This window comes from Clostridium akagii DSM 12554, assembly GCF_000686725.1.
Classification (GTDB): domain Bacteria; phylum Bacillota; class Clostridia; order Clostridiales; family Clostridiaceae; genus Clostridium_I; species Clostridium_I akagii.
This window is the reverse complement of sequence record NZ_KK366008.1, coordinates 331,352-351,603: the sequence shown is the minus strand read 5'-3', so window position 1 is coordinate 351,603 and position 20,252 is coordinate 331,352. Positions and strand designations below refer to the sequence as shown.

At 32.6% G+C, this 20,252-nt stretch carries 19 protein-coding genes; 17 read left to right on the top strand and 2 right to left on the bottom strand.

Annotated elements, in window-relative coordinates; all coding sequences use genetic code 11:
- The first annotated feature begins 15 nt into the window (after positions 1-15).
- The 10 genes from BR66_RS0120135 to BR66_RS0120090 all read left to right on the top strand — a co-directional run bounded on the left by BR66_RS0120135 (position 16) and on the right by BR66_RS0120090 (position 8,540).
- Entirely contained in the window at positions 16-267 is a 252-nt protein-coding gene (locus tag BR66_RS0120135; RefSeq protein WP_026884529.1) for a hypothetical protein, read from the top strand.
- A gap of 173 nt (positions 268-440) precedes the next feature.
- Complete coding sequence (locus tag BR66_RS0120130) at positions 441-959, top strand: methyltransferase family protein (RefSeq protein WP_026884528.1); 519 nt, start codon at positions 441-443, stop codon at positions 957-959.
- Positions 960-997: 38 nt separating this feature from the next.
- Positions 998-1,789 (top strand): EFR1 family ferrodoxin, encoded by a 792-nt coding sequence (locus BR66_RS0120125; RefSeq protein ID WP_026884527.1) that lies wholly within the window; start codon positions 998-1,000, stop codon positions 1,787-1,789.
- A 405-nt stretch (positions 1,790-2,194) separates the two neighbouring features.
- On the top strand, positions 2,195-2,875 hold the full coding sequence (locus BR66_RS0120120; protein WP_026884526.1) for a response regulator transcription factor: 681 nt from the start codon (positions 2,195-2,197) through the stop codon (positions 2,873-2,875).
- Positions 2,876-2,965: 90 nt separating this feature from the next.
- Positions 2,966-3,889, top strand: a complete 924-nt coding sequence (locus BR66_RS0120115) for an ATP-binding cassette domain-containing protein (protein WP_026884525.1) — start codon at positions 2,966-2,968, stop codon at positions 3,887-3,889.
- Positions 3,882-4,679, top strand: a complete 798-nt coding sequence (locus BR66_RS0120110; protein WP_026884524.1) for a hypothetical protein — start codon at positions 3,882-3,884, stop codon at positions 4,677-4,679. Before BR66_RS0120115 ends, BR66_RS0120110 begins: the two co-directional genes overlap by 8 nt.
- 11 nt (positions 4,680-4,690) lie before the next feature.
- The gene (locus BR66_RS0120105; RefSeq protein ID WP_341350082.1) at positions 4,691-5,587 is read left to right on the top strand and encodes a sensor histidine kinase; all 897 of its coding nucleotides are present in this window, start codon (positions 4,691-4,693) and stop codon (positions 5,585-5,587) included.
- A 31-nt stretch (positions 5,588-5,618) separates the two neighbouring features.
- Positions 5,619-6,464: an ABC transporter ATP-binding protein gene (locus BR66_RS0120100; protein WP_035796696.1), complete on the top strand. Its 846-nt coding sequence runs from the start codon at positions 5,619-5,621 to the stop codon at positions 6,462-6,464.
- 5 nt (positions 6,465-6,469) lie between these two features.
- A complete protein-coding gene (locus BR66_RS0120095) occupies positions 6,470-7,120 on the top strand; it encodes an ABC-2 transporter permease (RefSeq protein WP_026884521.1) in 651 nt (216 codons plus the stop codon).
- Positions 7,121-7,505: 385 nt separating this feature from the next.
- A complete protein-coding gene (locus tag BR66_RS0120090) occupies positions 7,506-8,540 on the top strand; it encodes an epoxyqueuosine reductase (RefSeq protein WP_026884520.1) in 1,035 nt (344 codons plus the stop codon).
- Between the two features lie 138 nt (positions 8,541-8,678).
- Here the strand turns inward: BR66_RS0120090 and BR66_RS0120085 are convergent, their stop codons facing one another.
- A complete protein-coding gene (locus tag BR66_RS0120085; RefSeq protein ID WP_026884519.1) occupies positions 8,679-11,651 on the bottom strand; it encodes a vitamin B12-dependent ribonucleotide reductase in 2,973 nt (990 codons plus the stop codon).
- 281 nt (positions 11,652-11,932) lie between these two features.
- Here BR66_RS0120085 and BR66_RS0120080 point away from each other — a divergent pair, with 281 nt between their 5' ends.
- The 5 genes from BR66_RS0120080 to BR66_RS0120060 all read left to right on the top strand — a co-directional run bounded on the left by BR66_RS0120080 (position 11,933) and on the right by BR66_RS0120060 (position 15,745).
- A complete protein-coding gene (locus BR66_RS0120080) occupies positions 11,933-12,346 on the top strand; it encodes an RrF2 family transcriptional regulator (RefSeq protein ID WP_026884518.1) in 414 nt (137 codons plus the stop codon).
- A 158-nt stretch (positions 12,347-12,504) separates the two neighbouring features.
- A complete protein-coding gene (gene cooS, locus BR66_RS0120075; protein ID WP_026884517.1) occupies positions 12,505-14,379 on the top strand; it encodes an anaerobic carbon-monoxide dehydrogenase catalytic subunit in 1,875 nt (624 codons plus the stop codon).
- A gap of 38 nt (positions 14,380-14,417) precedes the next feature.
- Positions 14,418-14,621, top strand: a complete 204-nt coding sequence (locus BR66_RS0120070; RefSeq protein WP_026884516.1) for a (2Fe-2S)-binding protein — start codon at positions 14,418-14,420, stop codon at positions 14,619-14,621.
- 197 nt (positions 14,622-14,818) lie between these two features.
- On the top strand, positions 14,819-15,310 hold the full coding sequence (locus BR66_RS0120065; RefSeq protein WP_026884515.1) for a GAF domain-containing protein: 492 nt from the start codon (positions 14,819-14,821) through the stop codon (positions 15,308-15,310).
- Between the two features lie 12 nt (positions 15,311-15,322).
- On the top strand, positions 15,323-15,745 hold the full coding sequence (locus tag BR66_RS0120060; protein WP_026884514.1) for a YaaR family protein: 423 nt from the start codon (positions 15,323-15,325) through the stop codon (positions 15,743-15,745).
- Between the two features lie 46 nt (positions 15,746-15,791).
- On the opposite strand, the gene BR66_RS0120055 is transcribed toward BR66_RS0120060, so the two are convergent.
- The gene (locus BR66_RS0120055) at positions 15,792-17,702 is read right to left on the bottom strand and encodes an NAD(+) synthase (protein WP_026884513.1); all 1,911 of its coding nucleotides are present in this window, start codon (positions 17,700-17,702) and stop codon (positions 15,792-15,794) included.
- 213 nt (positions 17,703-17,915) lie between these two features.
- On the opposite strand from BR66_RS0120055, the gene BR66_RS0120050 reads away from it, so the two are divergent.
- Together BR66_RS0120050 and fabV are read left to right on the top strand one after the other, a co-directional pair.
- Positions 17,916-18,848 (top strand): SPFH domain-containing protein, encoded by a 933-nt coding sequence (locus BR66_RS0120050; protein ID WP_026884512.1) that lies wholly within the window; start codon positions 17,916-17,918, stop codon positions 18,846-18,848.
- A gap of 136 nt (positions 18,849-18,984) precedes the next feature.
- The gene (gene fabV, locus BR66_RS0120045) at positions 18,985-20,169 is read left to right on the top strand and encodes an enoyl-ACP reductase FabV (protein ID WP_026884511.1); all 1,185 of its coding nucleotides are present in this window, start codon (positions 18,985-18,987) and stop codon (positions 20,167-20,169) included.
- Positions 20,170-20,252 lie beyond the last annotated feature (83 nt).

The window sequence follows — 20,252 nt, the reverse complement described above, 5'->3', positions numbered from 1 at the left end:
CGGGGCTTATAAATTATGTGGATTAAAAGTAATTGTAATCATAGAAATTTAGCAATTGTAAATTGTTATCAATTTTATATTAGAGCATGTAGTGGAATGAAAGATAAGAAATATGTGTTAATCGGTGTTGCAACTCGCACGTTTTGGGGACGAGATGCTCATCAATTAGCATATTTTTCTTCAGAACAAGATGCTATAACTGCACTAAATGAAATCTTTTCTTTTTTGAAAATAAATCCTAATGGAGTATTTGAATTTACAAAATAAAGTATTTTTTGAAAATTAAATTATGTAAAATTCTAATCTTGCGTCACAATGGTAACTTATTACGTCACAATTATTAAATATAAAAAGGTTAAATTAATATGAGGTATTATCCGGATGACCACATGGAATGGTAGGAAGTAGTTATAAATTAAAGATATAGAAGGTGGGATAAAATGAATGCAGTTTTGACAGTAATACCAATTATACTTATTAGGTATGGGCTTTTAAGTATAGTAAACAAAGAAGCACTTAAACGTGCGGGTTTATTTGCTCCAGTAATCGGAAGAGAAAAAGTAGCATATTGGGTTTATCAAATTTCAACTACCCTTATTTTACTATATTTGGTATTACTTAAAATCAGGGCAGACTCTGAGTGGTTTTACATAGGTCTAATAATCTATAGTTTAGGAATTATTTTATATGCGGTATCTATAATAAATTATGCTAAGCCTAAAATGAGCGGAATAAATTTAAATGGGTTATATCGAGTATCCCGAAATCCTATGTACATTGCATATTTTATTTATTTCTTAGGGTGTGTAATTCTAACTCAATCATGGATATTGCTTGTGCTATTAATATGTTTTCAAATATCAGCGCATTGGATTATTCTTTCAGAAGAAAGATGGTGTATTAAGGAATTTGGAGAAGTGTATATAAAATATATGAATAAGGTGAAACGTTACATTTAGATAGATTCCTATATTATTATAAAGAGAGGAGAATTGGAATGAAACCAGATGTATATTATTTTACAGGTACAGGAAATTCGTTGACAGTAGCTAAAGATATTGCAAAAAAAATAGAGGGTGATCTTATTTCTATTCCCTATGTACTAGGGAAGGGTATTATTAAAACTAATGCAAAAGTTGTAGTAATAATATTTCCAGTTTATATGTGGGGGATACCTCTCATTATTGAAAGATTCATCAAAAACTTTGAAGATCTTAATGATAAATACGTTTATGCAATTGCTACACATGGTGGTATGCCTGGTGTTGCGATCAACATACTTGAAAAAGTAATAGAAAGTTGTAAAGGAAAGCTTTCGGCAGGATTTACCGTAAATATGCCTGGTAATTACGTGCCAAAATATGGAGCATTTCTCGAAGAAAAGCAAAAGAAATTGTTTGATAAGTGTGGTGAAAAAGTTAAAGTCATTGCTGAATATATTAAAACTAACAAGCAGGGTAAAAAGGAAAATAACAACATACTTGTAAACTTACTATTTTCAAATTTAATTTACAACCATTCAGCTAAGAATATTGCCAAAATGGATAAGAATTTTTGGGTTGATGAAAAATGTAATAAATGTGGTATATGCCAAAAGATTTGTCCTGTTTGCAATATTGATATGAATAGTGGAAATCCAATATGGAATAATAAATGTGAACAGTGTTTAGCTTGTTTGCAGTGGTGTCCTCAAGAAGCTATTCAATATGGAAAGAAAACACCAACTCGTAAAAGATATCATCACCCTAATGCCAATATTTCAGATATTTTAAATCAGGCTAAGAAATAATAACTCTCCCCATCTAAAACGGTTTTTAATACTAAACGTTATAAATTGAACAACCGATTAGAGTTTTGTGTCGTAACATTCTATTAATACGCAATAAAAAATATCGCAAATCTATTCTTATTTATGAATCGATTTGCGATATTCTAATTTAATATTAAATTTATATATATAATATTCTCCAATGCCCAAAAAATTTAAATTCGTCCAATAATATGTGTGAGTTACTGTAAGAACACTGTATTATAATGAGAAAACAGATTTACTTTTTTTTACTAAGTGCAGGACAATTATGGGTGCCTGTTGAATTATATTTAGATAGAATGTTATAGAAACAGTAATAAATTCAGGTATGAATTATGTATATAATGAAAATTAAGATTATTTATAAACTGGTGGGTGAGCCAAATGGATAGAATACTTATTATTGAAGATAACAAAGATGTGAATCTGATGCTTGCGGAGACATTAAATGGTGAAGGATATCAGATAAAGTCTGCTTATACTGGAATTGAGGGGATTATGGAGGCAAAGACAGAAGAGTTTGATTTGATTCTGCTTGATATTATGCTTCCTTATAAAAGCGGAGATGAGATATTAAAAGAGGTTCGAGTATTTTCAGATGTACCTGTAATCATAATTTCTGCTAAGGATATGGTAGGAACCAAAATTGATTTATTGAAGTTGGGTGCTGATGATTATATTACCAAGCCATTTGATTTGGGAGAAGTTGTAGCCCGCATAGCATCAAATTTGCGACGTTCTCATAAGCAAGAGAAAATGAATAATGTGCTTAAGTATAAGGATATGGTGCTGGACGTTAATGCAAAGAGTCTTATGGTTAACTGTAAAGAATTAGACCTTACAGCAAAAGAATACCTTATTATCGATTTATTAATGAAGAATAAAGGCAAAGTATTCGCTAAGTCAAATATATATGAATCCATATGGAAAGAAGAATATCTTGGAGATGATAATGCAATAAAAACCCATATGAGTAATTTGCGTAACAAGTTAAACAAAGCAAATTCTAGCGAGGAATATATCGAAACGGTATGGGGATTAGGCTATCGGTTATACAAGGATTAATTATCACTTTCCAAACACTTTTATTGAAACTCTTAACCTTTTCTAAACCTTTGGGCTTTATACTAAAGATAGAAAGGATGGTGAACAAAAATGAATAAATATGTTTTGAAAACAAATAGATTGACAAAAAGCTATCACGGCACAAATGTTTTGCATGATGTATCGGTGACGTTAGAAGCTGGCAGAATTTATGGCTTAATAGGACAAAATGGCGCAGGTAAATCTACGCTGATGCGTATTGTTGCTGGACATTCTTTTAAGGAAAGTGGTAGCATTGAGCTTTTCGGCCATGTAGGTGAAAAAGCATTACAGATGGAGCGTAAAAGACTTGGATGTATGATTGAATATCCTAGTTTTATCCCTAATATGACAGCAAAGGAAAATCTGAAGTTTCGTAGAATTATGCTAGGCATTCCAAACAAGGAAATTGAGGATGAATTATTAGAACTGGTGGGACTTTCTCATACAAAGGAAAAGAAAGCAAAAAACTTTTCTCTTGGCATGAAGCAACGGTTAGGTATTGCTATGGCTCTCATTGGAAATCCAGAATTTCTTGTTTTGGATGAGCCCATAAATGGCCTTGATCCATTAGGTGTTGTGGAAATACGTAATTTGTTAAGAAAGTTATGCGAAGAACGGCAAATGACAATTCTAATTTCAAGTCATAACTTACCCGAAATGTATCAAACTGCAACTGATTATATTATTATTAGCAAAGGCGAAATTAAACAGACACTAACTCACGCTGAGCTTGATGAATGTTGCAAACATCATATTCTCATAAGTTGTAATGAGCCGGAAAAGTTGGTAAGTATTTTGGAAATGGAACTGAATACAAGTAATTACAAAGTTATGCCGGATAAAACCATTAAGTTATATGACTATCTAGACGAAAAAGAACGAGTAGCAAGGGCTATCTTTGAAAACAAAATTATGGTTACAAACTTTTCAAATGAGGGTGATACTCTAGAAGATTATTTTATTTCTATTGTTGGAGGTGGCAGAAATGTATAATCTCATTCTGTCCGACTTATTTAAGTTACGTAAATCAATGGCAATTAAGATTCTATTTGGCATAACAACTGTAAGTGCGGTTACAGTTGTAGTAGTTGCATATCTGATACAACATGGTAAGATTGGCGCTGGAACCACCGGAATTTGGTTTTTGTTCTCTGATGCCAATGTGATGAGTATTCTCGGTGCTGTTCTAGCAGGAATTTTTATTTGCGGAGATTTTGATAATAAAGCAATCAATGATGCTATTTCAAATGGTTATGGAAGGGGTACCGTCATAGTTAGTAAAGCAATAGTATTTTTCTGTTCCATAGCGCTAATTTTGCTTCCATATGCAATCATAACTGGTATTGCTCTTAGCACAGGCTCAAAGTTCAGTATGGGGACAGATGCGGTGGGTTTTCTTCATATATTGACTAAAGACGCAGGCATGGTGTTTTCTGCGTCAAAAATAATGAAACTTATTGTTGTAATGCTTACCTTGATGATTGTATATATGGCACAACTCAGTGTGGGTATACCTCTTGCCTTTGTGCTCAAGAAACCAATTCTTGTGGTGCCTGTTTATTATGTGTTTACAATTTTTTGTGTTCAGCTGATTGGATTAAGAGGTAGGTCTCTTATGTTTGATCGCATTTTTGCATGTACACCATTTGGAGGTAACTACACTTTTCTCACATTTAATTCAGCAGTGGAAGACATCTTAAAAGCAATCTCTGTTAGTCTTATATTTATAATTGTAATGCTAGGCGTTACGTACTGCACATTTAGAAAATCAGAAATAAAGTAGCTGAAAGGTTGGTGGTGAGAGTGCTAACAATTGTGCTAGGAATTTTATGTATCATGCTCATAATTTATATTGTGTATATTCAAATGCAACTAAGAAATATAAACCATCAACTCGCCAAGAGGATGCTTGAAAAAACGAAACAACCCATTAGTTTAGAGTTAATTAACCGCCAGTTAAATACCCTCACCGCTAATATTAACAGAAGTTTAGCTGTAGAAGAAAAATTGCGTTTTGATAGTATTAAGAGAGAAAAAAATTTCAAGGAATTGATTGCGAATATTTCCCATGATTTTCGTACGCCTCTTACGGCAATAAAAGGGTATCAGCAACTTATGGAAAATGATGAATTAACCCATAATCAGAAGAAAAAACTTCAAATTGCCCAAAAACATACTGAGGAATTGGGACAGTTAATTGAGCACTTTTTTGAGTATTCTTATCTTATAAACTCAGAACCAGAACTTAATATGGAACGAGTTAATCTTACAAATCTTGTGACAGAGTGTCTTGCAGCATCAGTTCCAACATTAGAAGAAAATAATTTGGTGGTACACATTGAGGAAACTCCAAATATTTTTGTTTTTGCGGATAAAGAAATGGTCATGAGGATTATTCAAAATTTAATTCGGAATTGTGTTCAGCACTGTAATTGTGATGTAGATGTGAGGCTAATGTCTATGGAAAATGCGGTTATATCCTTCAGTAATCCTGTGAAAAATGCTTCGGAAATTGACGTTAACCGGATTTTCGATCGTTTCTATACAGCAGATAAAACAAGGAGTAGCAATACTGGTCTTGGCTTGTCAATCGTAAAACTACTTGCCAAACAGATGGGTGGTAGCGTAGGCGCATCATTGCAAGACGGATTGCTTGATATTAGAGTAAGGCTTCAATTGCTTGAAAATTAATAAAAGAAAATCAAATAGAAGAGAATTGTATATGGATGTTGTATTATCAATACAAAATTCAAACAAGAAATACGACAAATTTGCATTGAAGAATGTTTCATTCTCAATGAATTCGGGGACCATTATGGGTTTTATCGGACGTAATGGTGCAGGCAAGACTACCACATTAAAAGCTTTACTTAATTATGTACATGCAGATAGTGGAACAATTAAATTTTTTGGGGAAGATTTTTCAGATAATGAGTTTTTAATCAAGCAGAAAGTTGGGTTTGTATCCGGAGGAGTAAATTACTACCCCAAGAAAAAATTGAAAACTATAACAGAGGTTACTAAAAGGTTTTATAAAAAATGGGATGATGGGGTTTATGAAGCGTACTTAGATCGATTTCATCTGGATACGGAGAAAAATGCGGATGAGTTATCTGAAGGAATGAAGGTAAAATATCAGTTGGCATTAGCCTTGTCCCATCATGCCAAATTATTGATTTTTGATGAACCCACCAGTGGACTTGATCCTGTCTCAAGAGATGATCTGCTTGATCTATTTATCACACTTGTGGAAGAAGAACAGGTAAGTATTCTGTTTTCTACCCATATCACAACGGATTTGGAAAAATGCGCAAGCGATATTACCTATATAAAAAATGGTGAAATTATTGCAAGCACAGATAAAAAATCATTTTTGGATGCCTACAGGATTGTAAAAGGAAGCCTAGAGCAGCTTACGGGGGCAATGAGTAAAAAACTGATAAGTTTTAAGAAACATGCGGATGGCTTTTGTGGACTAGTTTCTACTGAAAATGTTCCAATTGATGGGGATATAGAAATTTTACCGGCTGATTTGGAATCCATCATGATTTATATTGAGAAGGAGTGACAATAATGAAAGAGTTAATGTATAAAGAGATTAAACTTTCTATGCATCCTGTAGCATATATTTTCTTAAGTTTAAGTGCACTTTTATGTATTCCAAGTTACCCGTATTATATAGTATTTTTCTATAACTGTCTGGGTATTTTTTTTGTATTCCAGGCAAACCGTGAAAATCGTGATATATACTATATGTTTGGCTTGCCAATTCAAAAAAGAGACATGGTAAAAGCAAGATTTTATTTAGTGGTTTGCATTGAACTGGCACAGGTCGTGACATGTATTCCATTTGCTTTTATCAGGGATAAATTCATTTTGATGAATAATCAAGTGGGTATTGAAGCAAATGTAGCATTCATCGGTTTGGCATTTATTATGCTTTGTTTGTTCAATTTTATTTTTCTTACCCAATATTATAAAAGCGGGTATAAAATAGGAGTGCCTTTTGCCAAGGCAAGCACTATAATGCTTTTTTATATGCTGGGAGCTGAGGTAATACTTCGTGTAATCCCGTATATGCGAGATTATTGTGACAGCGTCAGTGTGGAAAACCAGATAAAGCAGCTCCCTGTACTTCTTCTCGGAGTTATCCTATTTATATTAATAGCTTTTCTGGCTTATAAAAAATCAGCTGACAATTTTGATAAATTGGACCTTTTATAGTGAATGATATCTTCGAAAATCGTCCAATTATTTCAATGATTGGACGTAAGGTTTAATTTAGGGAGTGGCAAAATAGTAAAGTATTGAGTTACATCTAATGTATTGAAAGTCCCATCAGGAAACTCTATAAGTTAAAGTATCGTCTATTAATATACTCATGAACCATCTCTCAAACCTTCATTTCACTGACTTCAAGCTCTTTATTATTTATTCTAAGACTTTCCAGCAAAATTGATGTAGATTTAATCCTACAAATTATATAAATAGATATTTTATAATTTTTATTGACAAAACAGACTGTACGGTCTATTATCAAATTAGGCAGTTAAAGGCTATAAAAGAAGATATAGAAAATGGATAAAAATAAAAAAGGGGTGATTAATAAATGTATTCAGCATCATCTCAAATAAAAAATGCAGCGATTAATATGGGTTATGAAAAGTGCGGTATTATTAAAATATCTGATATGTCAGGTTATGAGGAAAAACTTAATGAACGTATTAACCGAGTTCCAGAGGCTAAGCCTTATTATAAAGGATTTTATCGTTTTGCTCGCCTTAAAGAGGAATATCCATGGGCAAAATCCATTGTTATATGTGTAAGGAAATATGGAAAATATCATGTGCCAGAGCATCTAAAAGGTATGATTGCAAAATCCTATTTAGTTGATAGTAGAACAGACGAAAATTCTAAAGATTTTCAAGACAGTTTAAAATTCGAAAAATATATGAAAGGTACTGGACTTAGGGCAGAAACTGAACGAAAATTTGGTCTTACTGCATTGCGCTGGGCAGCGCTGAAAGCTGGACTTGGAGTAATTCGTAAAAATAATTTTTTTTATACAGAAGATGGTTCATGGATGTTTTTAGAAGCATGGTTGATTGATAAGGAATTAGAATCTATAGAAATACCAAATGTGAGAGCTTGTCCTGAAAAATGTGATTTGTGCATTAAAGCTTGTCCTACAGCATCGTTATCACAACCATATACTATGAACATAGTATCGTGTATTTCTAACCTTACCACATTTCGGGGCAGGGACATGCCAAACGAAAAATATAATGATCATATTGGAAATTGGGTTTATGGGTGCGATGTCTGTCAGGATATTTGTCCTATGAATAAAAATTGTTGGAAGGACGCAGAAGAATTCCCTAATTTACATGAATTAGGTCAACATATATCATTAGAAAAAATACTTAAGATGGACTATGAATTTTTAGAAAATACAATACAACCCAAATTTTGGTATATAAAAAAAGAAGATGTCTGGAAATGGAAAGTTAATGCAATAAATGTAATGGTAAATGAGTATAAGCAGCAATATAAGGAATCTATCTTTGATGCATGTAATGACGGTAATGAAAAGGTAAGAGAAATGGCTCAATGGGCAATTAAAAAACTCAACCTACTCCTATAGTGCTTTAAGTAGGTAACATTATTTGCAAGGATAAAAACAATTACATCAAAAAATAACTAAGTGGTATTTAGGCAGTAGTTAATTGTCTTAGAATACCACTTAGTTGTATTTTTATTTTAGTTTTTTCACGTTAATGTATCAACTGCATCCAGTTGTTGTACCACAATCCATACAAACTAGGCAGGTTCCGTTTCGAACCATTCGAGTGGAGGAACAAGTAGTACAAGTAGCATCATACACTCTCTCTGAATCAGAACTTTTTTCGATTTTATCAAGGGAAGTATAATCTGTTTTATCCAGAGTAGCATAATCTGCTGGTTTAACTTGGCAGCTTGAAAAATCGTCCATTTCAATATCTATGATTTTGCTTATAAGATCTGAAATAGATGAAACATGTTTAATATAAGGATGTTTTTGAACAAAACCGTAAGGCTCATACTTCTGTCCTTTTAGCATTCTTGAAATATCCTTTGGTGGAACATGGTATTGTAGCATAACTGAAATAGATTTCGAAAGAGAATTTAAAAGCCCTGTAATTATGGTACCTTCTCTATCTGTAGTTATATATATTTCGTTTATTTTTCCATTTTCATCTCTATTTACTGTAGTGTATATTTTAACATCAGCAATTTGTGCAGGATGTGTTGTGCCATGTCTTATGCCCATTGGCTTTACGCGACTTGGTTTTGGAGCATGTATTTCTAAGCTTTTAACTTTTTCAATTAATGCATTATAGGTCATGTTTTCAAGTTTTACATCAGTATCTTCGTCAAGCGTAGTATTTAATGGTTGACTTGCTTTTGATGAATCTCTATAAAGAGTAATACCTTTAACTCCAAGTTCCCAAGATTTTAAAACAACGGCTTTAAAATCATCTATAGTAGCGTTTTTAGGAAGGTTAACAGTTTTAGATATAGAACCCGATATAAGAGGAACTAGAGCTGCTACCATATGCACATGACCATTAGGCGCAATATATCTTTCACCACTACCACATTTATTAGCACAGTCAAATATAGCAAAGTGTTCTTCTTTAAGATGAGGGGCACCTTCTATTTTTCCATCTATTATCTTTTCATATGAATAGTCGCCTTCTTGCACGGTTTCTTTTCTTAAAATATAGTTCATTATATCTTTTATCTGTTCTTTAGTGTAATTTAAATTTTCTAGAGCAGCAGCTATAATTGGATTTATTATTGTCATGAATCCTCCACCAGATAATTTCTTGTAGATAACATGACTGAAAAATGGTTCTATTGAAGTAGCTCCAGAGTCCATTGCAAATGAAATAGTTCCTGTAGGTGCAATAACTGAAACTTGAGCATTTCTATATCCAAACTTTTTGCCATATTCTATAGCATTTTTAAAGTTTTCTTTTAAAGCTTTACTTAAATCTTCTAAATGTTCACTTTTTAACAGATTATGGTTAACTTTTATTGGTTTGTAATGAAGATTTTCGTAGGGGGAATCAATTGCACCAGCTACTCTTGCGTGGTTTCTTATTACTCTGTTCATGCTGTCTTTATTGATTTCATATTTAGGGAAACTGTGAACTTTTTCTGCCATTAAGGCTGATACATAATATGCACGACCTGTTAGTATTCCAACTAGTGAAGCTCCCAAAGTTCTAGCTTTCTCGGAATCGTAAGGATAACCTTTAACCATTAAAAGCGATGCTAAATTACATATACCAAGACCTGTAGTTCTAAATAAATGGGTCCTTCTTGCCACATCTTCAGTTGGAAATTGACCCCAGTGAATGGATGCTTCTAGCAGTAATTGTGCTAGACCAATTATATGCTGATAACCTTCTAAATCAAAATGTTTAGTTGTATTATCATAAAATTTGTACACATTGATAGAAGCAAGATTACAGGATGTATCATCTAAAAATGCATATTCTCCGCAAGGATTTGTGGAGTTTATTTTATTATAAGTAGCGTTATATTTACCATCTTCACCATTAGGACAAGTATGCCAATCGTTTAAGGTGTCCCCAAAAAGAGGTGCAGGGTCAGCACATTCCCAAGCTGATTTGTTAAATGTATCCCAAAGGTCTTTAACCTTTACAACTTTATTTACTGAAGTATCAAGTCTTCCTTTTAGCTCAATAGTTTCATCAGGATTTTTATGAAGATTTTTAACCTTAGTCATGAATTCATTTGAAAACATAACCGAGTTGTTTCCGTTTTGACCTGATACAGTTTCATAAGCTTCACCTTCAAAACCTATGTCATATCCCATTTTACCTAGTGCACGAACTTTATCTTCTTCTTTAGCTTTCCAAGTTATATAGTCAAATATTTCAGGATGATCTATGTCAAGACAAAGCATTTTAGCAGCACGTCTTGTGGTACCACCTGATTTTATGGCACCAGCATTCCTATCAAAACCTCTTAAGAAGCTCATGAGACCGGAAGAATACCCACCACCAGATAATTTTTCACCCTTTGCTCTTATGGTTGAAAAATTTGTACCTGTTCCTGAACCACCTTTAAATAGCTTTGTTTCGGTAACGTATTGATTAGATATAGAATGATTGCCTAAAAGTTTATCTTCAATTGAGATGATAAAGCAAGCAGAGGCTTGAGTTCTAGTATAATTGTCATCCGAGAGAACTACTTTTTTTTCTTTTTCATCATAATAGTAGTTACCTTGCTTTTTTCCTTTTATATTGTAGCTTTGGGCAAGACCTGTATTAAACCATTGAGGGGAGTTTGGAGCGTACATTTGATTTAAAAATGCAAAAACCAATTCATCGTAAAATATTTTGCTCTCCTCTTCTGTTTCAATGAGACCTTCATCTTTTAGAGCTTCACGCCAAAAATTCACTAATCTATGAGCTACAAGCCTTAGGCTATTTTCATAATGCGGCGCTTCGGGAATGCCAGCTTTTCTAAAATATTTTGAAGCAATTATATCACAGGAATTTTGAGAATAATGTTCGGGAAATTCCAAATCTTTCATATCAATTAAGACTTTGCCTGTTTTAAAATCCTTCATAAATACGTCTACCTTTTTCCAATTAAATAGATCGTATACTGTTTTATCTCCTTGTAAATCTAACTCTTTAGTAAAAACTCTTTTGAATAAATCTTTTATGTTGTTCATTTTGTTCCTCCTTACAGATACAATATGTAGTGCTATTAGCGATAACACATACTACATGTGGTATTATACTATTGATTTTTATATAATTCAAATTCCATAAAAGCAGAAATAAAGCCAAAAAACAGCATGACATTTAAAATATGCCTAAATAGAAGGTATTGCGTTCCATGATAATATTAACATAAAAAAGAATGAAAGAATTATATATTGACAAATAAAATCAATACATATAATATAAAAGTGTACCAAAAAGGTATAGTATTGTAAATAGGCGGGATAAAATGAATATTACTCAAGAAAGTGATTATGCAATAAGAGCAGTATTAATTATGTCCAAAAGTTCTGAGCAGGAGGTTTTAACTGCCAATACAATAAGTGAACTTGGAGGCATACCTATAAGGTTTTTGCTCAAGTTTTTAAGAAAATTAACTCAAGTTGGAATTATAAAATCACATAGAGGAACAAATGGAGGATATTCACTTGAAAAGAGTCCAAAAGAAATAAATTTAAGAATGATTATAGAATCTATAGAAGGACCCATATGGATAAATAGATGTCTTTATGATAAAGCAACATGTTCAGCGGGCAAGGGCGATAATTGCGCAATTCATATGGCACTACATAATGTTCAGTCAAAAATGATTAATGAACTAGAAAGCATAAATTTCGAAGAGCTTAAACAGGGCGCGTGGTAAAGTTAAAAGATAGGGTAATCCTATTTTAGGCATCTTAAAAAATAACTAGTCAGTATGTTATACAATTTTACATATTAGACTTGGAATTTTATATGGGATGTTATATATTAAACTATACTGATTTAGTATAGTTTCTAAATTTAAGGAGGAAAATGTATATGTCATTGTGTGAATCAGCAGATTGTAAATTAACTAACTATCTTGAAACTAAAGGTGACCTCGAAACATCTTTTAACAGAGTAGAAAAGCAAAGCCATAAATGTAAATTTGGAAAGGATGGAGTATGCTGTAAACTCTGTTCCAACGGGCCATGTAGAATTACACCCAAATCCCCCCGTGGTGTATGTGGAGCTGATGCAGATACAATAGTTGCTAGGAATTTTTTGAGGGCTATTGCAGCTGGAACAGCTTGTTATCTTCATGTGGTTGAAAATACTGCTTGGAATTTAAAGAAAATTGGTAGTGGAAGTGGAAATTTAAATATTAAAAGCCCAGAAACTTTAGATATGCTTGCTCACATTTTTGACATTGAGGAAGGAGATATAAATAAAAAAGCAGTAAAGGTTGCAGAGGCTGTTATATCAGATCTTTATAAACCAAGGTTTGAAAAGATGGAACTTGTAAAAAAACTTGCTTATGGACCAAGGTATGAGAACTGGAAAAAGATAGGAATACTTCCAGGAGGCGCAAAGTCAGAAGTTTTTGATGCTATAGTGAAAACTTCTACAAATCTAAGTAGTGATCCAATAGATATGCTGATGAATGCATTAAATCTTGGGGTTTCAACAGGAATTTATGGACTCATGCTTACAAATTTGTTGAATGATGTTATGCTAGGAAAACCAAAGATTAGAGAAGCCAAGGTTGGTTTTAGAGTTATAGATGCAGATTACATTAATATAATGGTTACGGGACATCAACATTCAGATATTGCAGATCTTCAGGATAGACTTATCACAGAACAGGTTAAACTTAGAGCGAAAGAGGCTGGTGCAAAAGGCTTTAGGCTAGTGGGATGTACTTGTGTTGGTCAGGATTTACAATTAAGAGGAGAGCATTATAAGGAAGTATTTGCTGGACATGCGGGAAATAATTATACTAGCGAAGCGGTTCTTGCTACCGGAGGAATTGATCTTGTGGTTTCAGAATTTAATTGCACAATACCGGGTATCGAAACTATAGCAGAAAAATATCAGGTTAAAATGATATGTATAGATGACGTGGCTAAAAAGAAAGATGCAGATTATATTCCATTTGATATGGACAAAGCAGAAGACATAAGTGAAAAGTTAATAGATGAAGCATTAAAAAGTTATAATAGTAGAAGAAAAATCGTAGATATAGACATACCAAAAGATCACGGTTATGATGATGTTATAACTGGAGTAAGCGAAGGTTCGTTAAAGGATTTCTTAGGTGGAAGTTTTGAGCCACTAATAAAATTAATTGCTCAGGGTAAAATAAAAGGAATAGCAGGCGTTGTTGGATGTTCCAATCTTACGGCTAAGGGTCATGATGTATTTACCGTTGAACTTACAAAAGAACTTATTAAAAGAGATATCCTAGTTCTTTCAGCAGGATGTTCTTCAGGTGGACTTGAAAATGTAGGACTTATGTCAATGAGTGCAGCAAATCTTGCTGGTAATAATCTTAAAGAAGTATGTTTAGCCTTAGGGATTCCACCAGTACTTAATTTTGGACCATGTCTTGCTATAGGAAGACTTGAAATGGTGGCAGTAGAACTTGCTAAAGTATTAAACATTGATATTCCACAGCTTCCATTGGTGCTTTCAGCACCACAATGGTTAGAAGAACAGGCACTCGCAGATGCTGCATTTGGACTTACTTTAGGACTTCCACTTCACGTAGCAATTTCACCATTTATTGATGGTAGTGAAGTTGTTACCCAAACACTTACAAAAGACCTGGTTAATATCACAGGCGGAAAACTTATAATTGAAGGTGATGTAGTTAAGGCAGCAGATAAACTTGAAGCAATTATAGAGGAGAGAAGGAAAGGACTAAATATATAAACAAATTTAGATTCTAAAAGAGATCTGAGGTGATACAAATGGAGAATAACGCAAGTAAAGAAGTTATGGACAAATTAACTAAGGTTTGTATTTGTAAAAGCATAACCAGAGCTAAAATTAAAGAGGCTATTGCCGGCGGTGCTAAAACATTAGAAGATGTGCAAAAAATAACAGGAGCAGGTTCGGGTGGATGCGGTGGTAGAAGATGCACACCAAAGATACAGGAATTGTTAGGGAAATAAATTAAAAAATACTTAAAGAAGAGCTATTTCACATGAGTAAAATCATTTTGAAATGGTTCTTCTTTAATTTGATAATGTACATTGGAATAAAAAATATAATTTGATTGAATGTTTTAATACTATTAAAAAATATATATGTGTGATAATATATTCATTAAAGAGATTAATTGAATGACATTTATTGTGAGGTAATAGTTATGGATGAAAACATTTATAAAACTGATAATATAAAAGATAATTATGACACAATGCTATTGATGCTAAAGGGTCAAATAAGTGATGAAATGAACATAATAGCAAACTTAAGCAATGCTTCTGCTATAGTAAAGGCTATGACTAACGATATAAATTGGGCAGGGTTTTATTTAGCAGGTGATAATGAATTAATACTTGGGCCATTTCAAGGGATGCCTGCGTGTAACAGGATTAAGATTGGAAAAGGCGTTTGTGGAACTGCTGCGGCCACTAAAAAGATTATGAGAATCGACAATGTCCATGAATTTAAAGGACATATTGCTTGTGATAGTGCAAGTAACTCTGAAATTGTTCTGCCAATTGTAATTGATGAAAAACTAGTTGGAGTACTGGATATAGATAGCCCGACTGTTGCAAGATTTGGAGAACTGGAAGAAGAATACTTTAAAAAGTTTGTTGAAATATTAGTGCAGTGTGATTGGAAATTAATTTGAGAGGTGAAATTAATGGAGATATCAAGGCTTAAAAGTAGTTCTATGGCACCTATGGAAAAAAAACAGGCTACCATGAAGAAGGACTTTTCACAGAGTTTTAATTTTGCTAGGGAACATAAATCAGAACAGCAACTAAAAGATATGCATGATAAAATTAAAAAAAAAGGTAATAGACTTTCTATTACAAAGTGTTATGTTGATGTAAAGGCATATAAAAATATGATAAAAGAATATCTTACGTCAGTATTAAGCCACATGTATTCAATTAAGAAGGATATAAGTTTTTGGCAGACACAGTATTTTATTACAGTGGATGTAATTGATAGCAAGCTAGAAGATCTTACAAAAATGCTTCTTAGTGAAGAAAGAGAAAAATTGAATGTAGCTTCTACTATAGATGAAATTTCAGGTTTAATCGTCGATATTTACAAGTAAAAAACATTCTCCATAGGGCTAGCCTATAGGGAATGCTTTTTTATGTTTAGAGCCATGAATTATATGAAGCATCAGAGGGCATTCGCCAGTCACCTCTTGGAGAAAGGCTTATTGTTCCTACCTTTGGACCGTCAGGAATTGCAGAACGTTTAAATTGCTGCGTAAAAAATCTTGTAATGAATTTTTTTAGCCATTTCGCAATAGTTTCATCATCATATATAGATTTAAAGGCAATGTTTGCAAGAAAACGTATTTTTTCAGGTGTTGCACCATGTCGCACAAAATAATAAAGAAAAAAATCATGGAGCTCATAAGGTCCAACTAAATCCTCCGTTTTTTGAGCTATATTTCCTTCACTATCCTTTGGTAAAAGTTCTGGGCTAATTGGAGTGTCTAGTATATCTACTAAAAGGTCAGAGATATTTTTATCTGATTCCTTTTGTGAAACATATTTAACTAAAAATTTAACTAATGTTTTTGGAATTGAACAATTTACTGAATACATAGACATATGGTCACCGTTATAGGTACACCAACCTAAAGCCAGTTCTGACAGATCCCCAGTACCAATGACTAGACCTCCTTCCTTATTGGCAATATCCATAAGTATTTGAGTTCTTTCTCTTGCCTGAACATTTTCATAGGTTACGTCATGCTTTTCTACTGGGTGACCAATATCTTTAAAATGTTGCAGACATGCCGCAACTATGTTAATCTCCCTAAAATCAGTATTTAAGTTTTTACAAAGGTTAACAGCATTGTTATAGGTTCTATCTGTAGTTCCAAAACCAGGCATGGTAATAGTTATTATGTTTTTTCTAGGTATTTTTAAAAGATCAAAAGTTTTTACTATTACAAGCAGAGCTAAAGTTGAATCAAGTCCACCAGAAATGCCTACGATGGCCTTTTTTATACCAGTATGTTCCAATCTTTTAGCCAGCGCAGATGTTTGAATATTAAATATTTCTTTGCACCTATAATCTCTAACCTTTTTATCAGAAGGAACAAAAGGATGTTTTTCAATAGTTTTATTAAAAACTCCAATATCCATGTTTTCATATTCAAATTGGATGTTTTTTACTTCATATGGGCAAAATTTCATACTGTCGCTGAAGCTTATATTTTTTGAACGTTCCATATCTAATCTATCTAAATCTATTATAGAAGTAATAACTTGATTTTCTCTTTGAAATCTATGATTTTCATTTATTATAGAACCATTGTCTCCAATCAAAAGATGGCCACTGAAAACTAGGTCAGTGGAAGATTCACCAATACCAGAAGATGAATATACATAAGAGGATATACAACGTCCACTCTGACCTTGCACAAGACTTTTTCTATAATCAGCTTTACTTACAATTTCATTTGAGGCGGAAAGATTTCCAAGTACATTAGCACCGGCAAGACTTAAATAAGAACTTGGAGGTATTGTAACCCAAAGGTCTTCACAGATTTCTAGGCCAAGTTTTAACTTACCGGCTTGAAAAATTAAATTAGTGCCAAAGGGGATATCTTGTTGAAAAGAAAGGCTTATGGTAGTATCTTTTATGCCAATGCCTTCAGTAAACCATCTTTTTTCGTAAAATTCAGTATAATTAGGCAAATAACTTTTAGGAACAATACCTAATATTTTGCCTTTAAATATTATATAAGCGCAATTATACAAGTTGTAATTATTTAATAGAGGTGCTCCGATGCATATGAGTATATCCTTTTGCTTTGAAAAAGAACAAAGTTGTTTTATGGAATCATAAGATTTATCTATTAAAATTTGCTGAGAAAATAGATCAGCACAAGTATAGGAAGTTATACAAAGCTCTGGGAAAATCACAAGTTTTGAGCTATCCTTTAGTGCTTTATTAACACATTCTTCTATGTTATCTAAATTAAAATCAATATCTGCAACTTTAGTTTTAGGACATGCAGCAGATACTTTTATGAAAGAATCTATCATTTTTTTCACTCCAATTTTATATTGTATTGTATATTTTAGTTATAACTAATAGATTATCATAAAGTGCTACTTATATTCAATACACAAATAAGTAAGTATAAAACATAGCTTAACAAAAATATAAATTATAATGATTTAATTAGTAGATAAAATTAGGAAAAACTATGATAAAATAAAGAGATAGAAAAAAATATAAAAATAGGAGTGATGTTTATGCAATTAATTATTATACTAGTTATAGTTGTTATTATTTTATTGATTTTGGTTTCAAGTGTTCGAGTTGTTAGTACAGGTTATTTAGTAGTAGTAGAAAGATTTGGTGAATATAACAGAACTTTAGAGCCAGGATGGCATATTGTTGTTCCAGTTATTGAGTATGTAAGAAAAAGAATCTCCATGAAAATAACTTACATTGATATTGAACCTCAAGCTGTTATAACACTTGACAACGTTAAAATTACTATAGATAATGTCTGTTCTTATGTTGTAAAAAATGCAAGAGATGCAGTTTATAACATAGAAAGCTTTAGAGCGGGTATTATTTATACTGCAACTATTCAAATGAGAAATACCGTTGGTTCAATGACTTTAGATGAAATACTTTCAAAGAGACATGAAATAAATATAGAGATTTTAAAGAATGTTGAAGCTATTACATCAACATTTGGAATAGAAATTATATCAGTAGAAATTAAAAACATAATGCCTCCTGAAGATATTAGAATTAGCATGGAAACTCAGATGAAAGCCGAAAGAGAAAAGAGAGCTAAAATACTTCAAGCAGAAGGTGACAGACAAAGTTCTATCACAAAAGCAGAAGGTGAAAAACAGGCTAAGATACTTCAAGCAGAGGCTGATAAACAATCTAATATAAGGCGCGCTGAAGGCTTAAAGGAATCACAATTACTTGAGGCAGAAGGTAAATCTCGTGCAATAGAGGTAATAGCAATCGCAGAGGCCGGCGCTATTACAAAGGTAAATAGAGCAATTATAGAATCTGGGACAAATGAAACTGTTATAGCATTAAAGCAGATTGAAGCATTAAAGGAAATGGCTAAAAATCCTGCTAACAAGTTGATACTTCCTAACGAAATACTTTCTTCATTTGGAAGTATAGCGGCTATTGGTGAAATGCTTAAAAAATAAGCTCCTTCTGTGCTTAAAGACGAATATTTTATAAAATATAAGTCTTTAAGCTTTTTTATATTTACATATCATGTGTTTTAGCAAATGATATAATACAATTGTACTTTAATAAATAATTAGAGAGGTGGTAAAAAAAATGATAATAAAGCCAAGATTTAGAGACTTCATCTGCGTAACAGCACATCCTGATGGATGTAAAAAGAATGTGGATATGCAGATCGATTATGTGAAAAAAGATAAAATAAGTAATAAATTTAAAAGAGTATTAATAATTGGGGCATCAACTGGATATGGTTTATCATCAAGAATAGTTTCAACCTTTGGATGGGATGCAAGTACAATAGGTGTGGTATTTGAAAAGCCTGGAACAGAAAATCGAACTGCCACAGCAGGATGGTATAATACAGTTGCTTTTGAGAGAAGAGCAATAGAAGAAGGTCACTATGCAAAGACAATAAATGGTGATGCTTTTTCAGAAGCAATTAAGGCAAAAACTATTGAACTAATAAAAAATGATCTTGGGAAGATTGATCTTGTTATTTATAGTATTGCTTCGCCAAGGAGAAAACATCCAATCACTGGAGAGCTATCCTATTCAGCGCTTAAACCTGTAGGCGAATCGTTTAAAAACAAGTCAGTGAATTTTCATACTTTTGAAGTGTCAGATGTGGAAATCCAGCCTGCAAATGATAATGAAATAGAGCAAACCATCAATGTAATGGGTGGTGAAGACCTAGAAATGTGGGTAGACAAGCTTTTAAATGCAGAGGTTCTTGAAAAGGGAGCAAATGTTATTTCATATTCTTATATTGGACCTAAAATAACATACCCTATATATAGAAATGGAACTATTGGAAAGGCAAAAGAGGATTTAGAAAGAGTATCGTCAAAGGTAAATGAGAAGCTTAAGCAAATTGGGGGAAGTGCATATATTTCTATAAACAAAGGACTAGTCACTCAATCAAGTTCCGCTATACCAGTAGTACCTTTATATATTTCATTACTTGGCAAGGTTCTTAAGGAAAAAAACTTGGAAGAGGATTCTGTTCAGCAAATTTATAGGTTATATTCAGAAATTGCCTCTGGAAATGTCATTGTAGATGATAGGGGTAGGTTAAGAATTGATGACAGAGAAATGAGGGCGGATGTTCAAGGAAAAATCGCTGAATTGTGGGATAAAGTTACTACAGAAAACATACAACAGATCACAGATATAAATATATTTAGAAATGACTTTTTTAAATTATTTGGATTCGGTTATGAGGGCATTGATTATGAAAAAGATTCAGAAACCAATATAGAAATATTGAATTTAGTTTAAATTTAAAATATAAACAATTTACTTGTAATTATATATATAATATTATGGAATTATAAAGTTTATATTTTCCTTATGGCTAATAT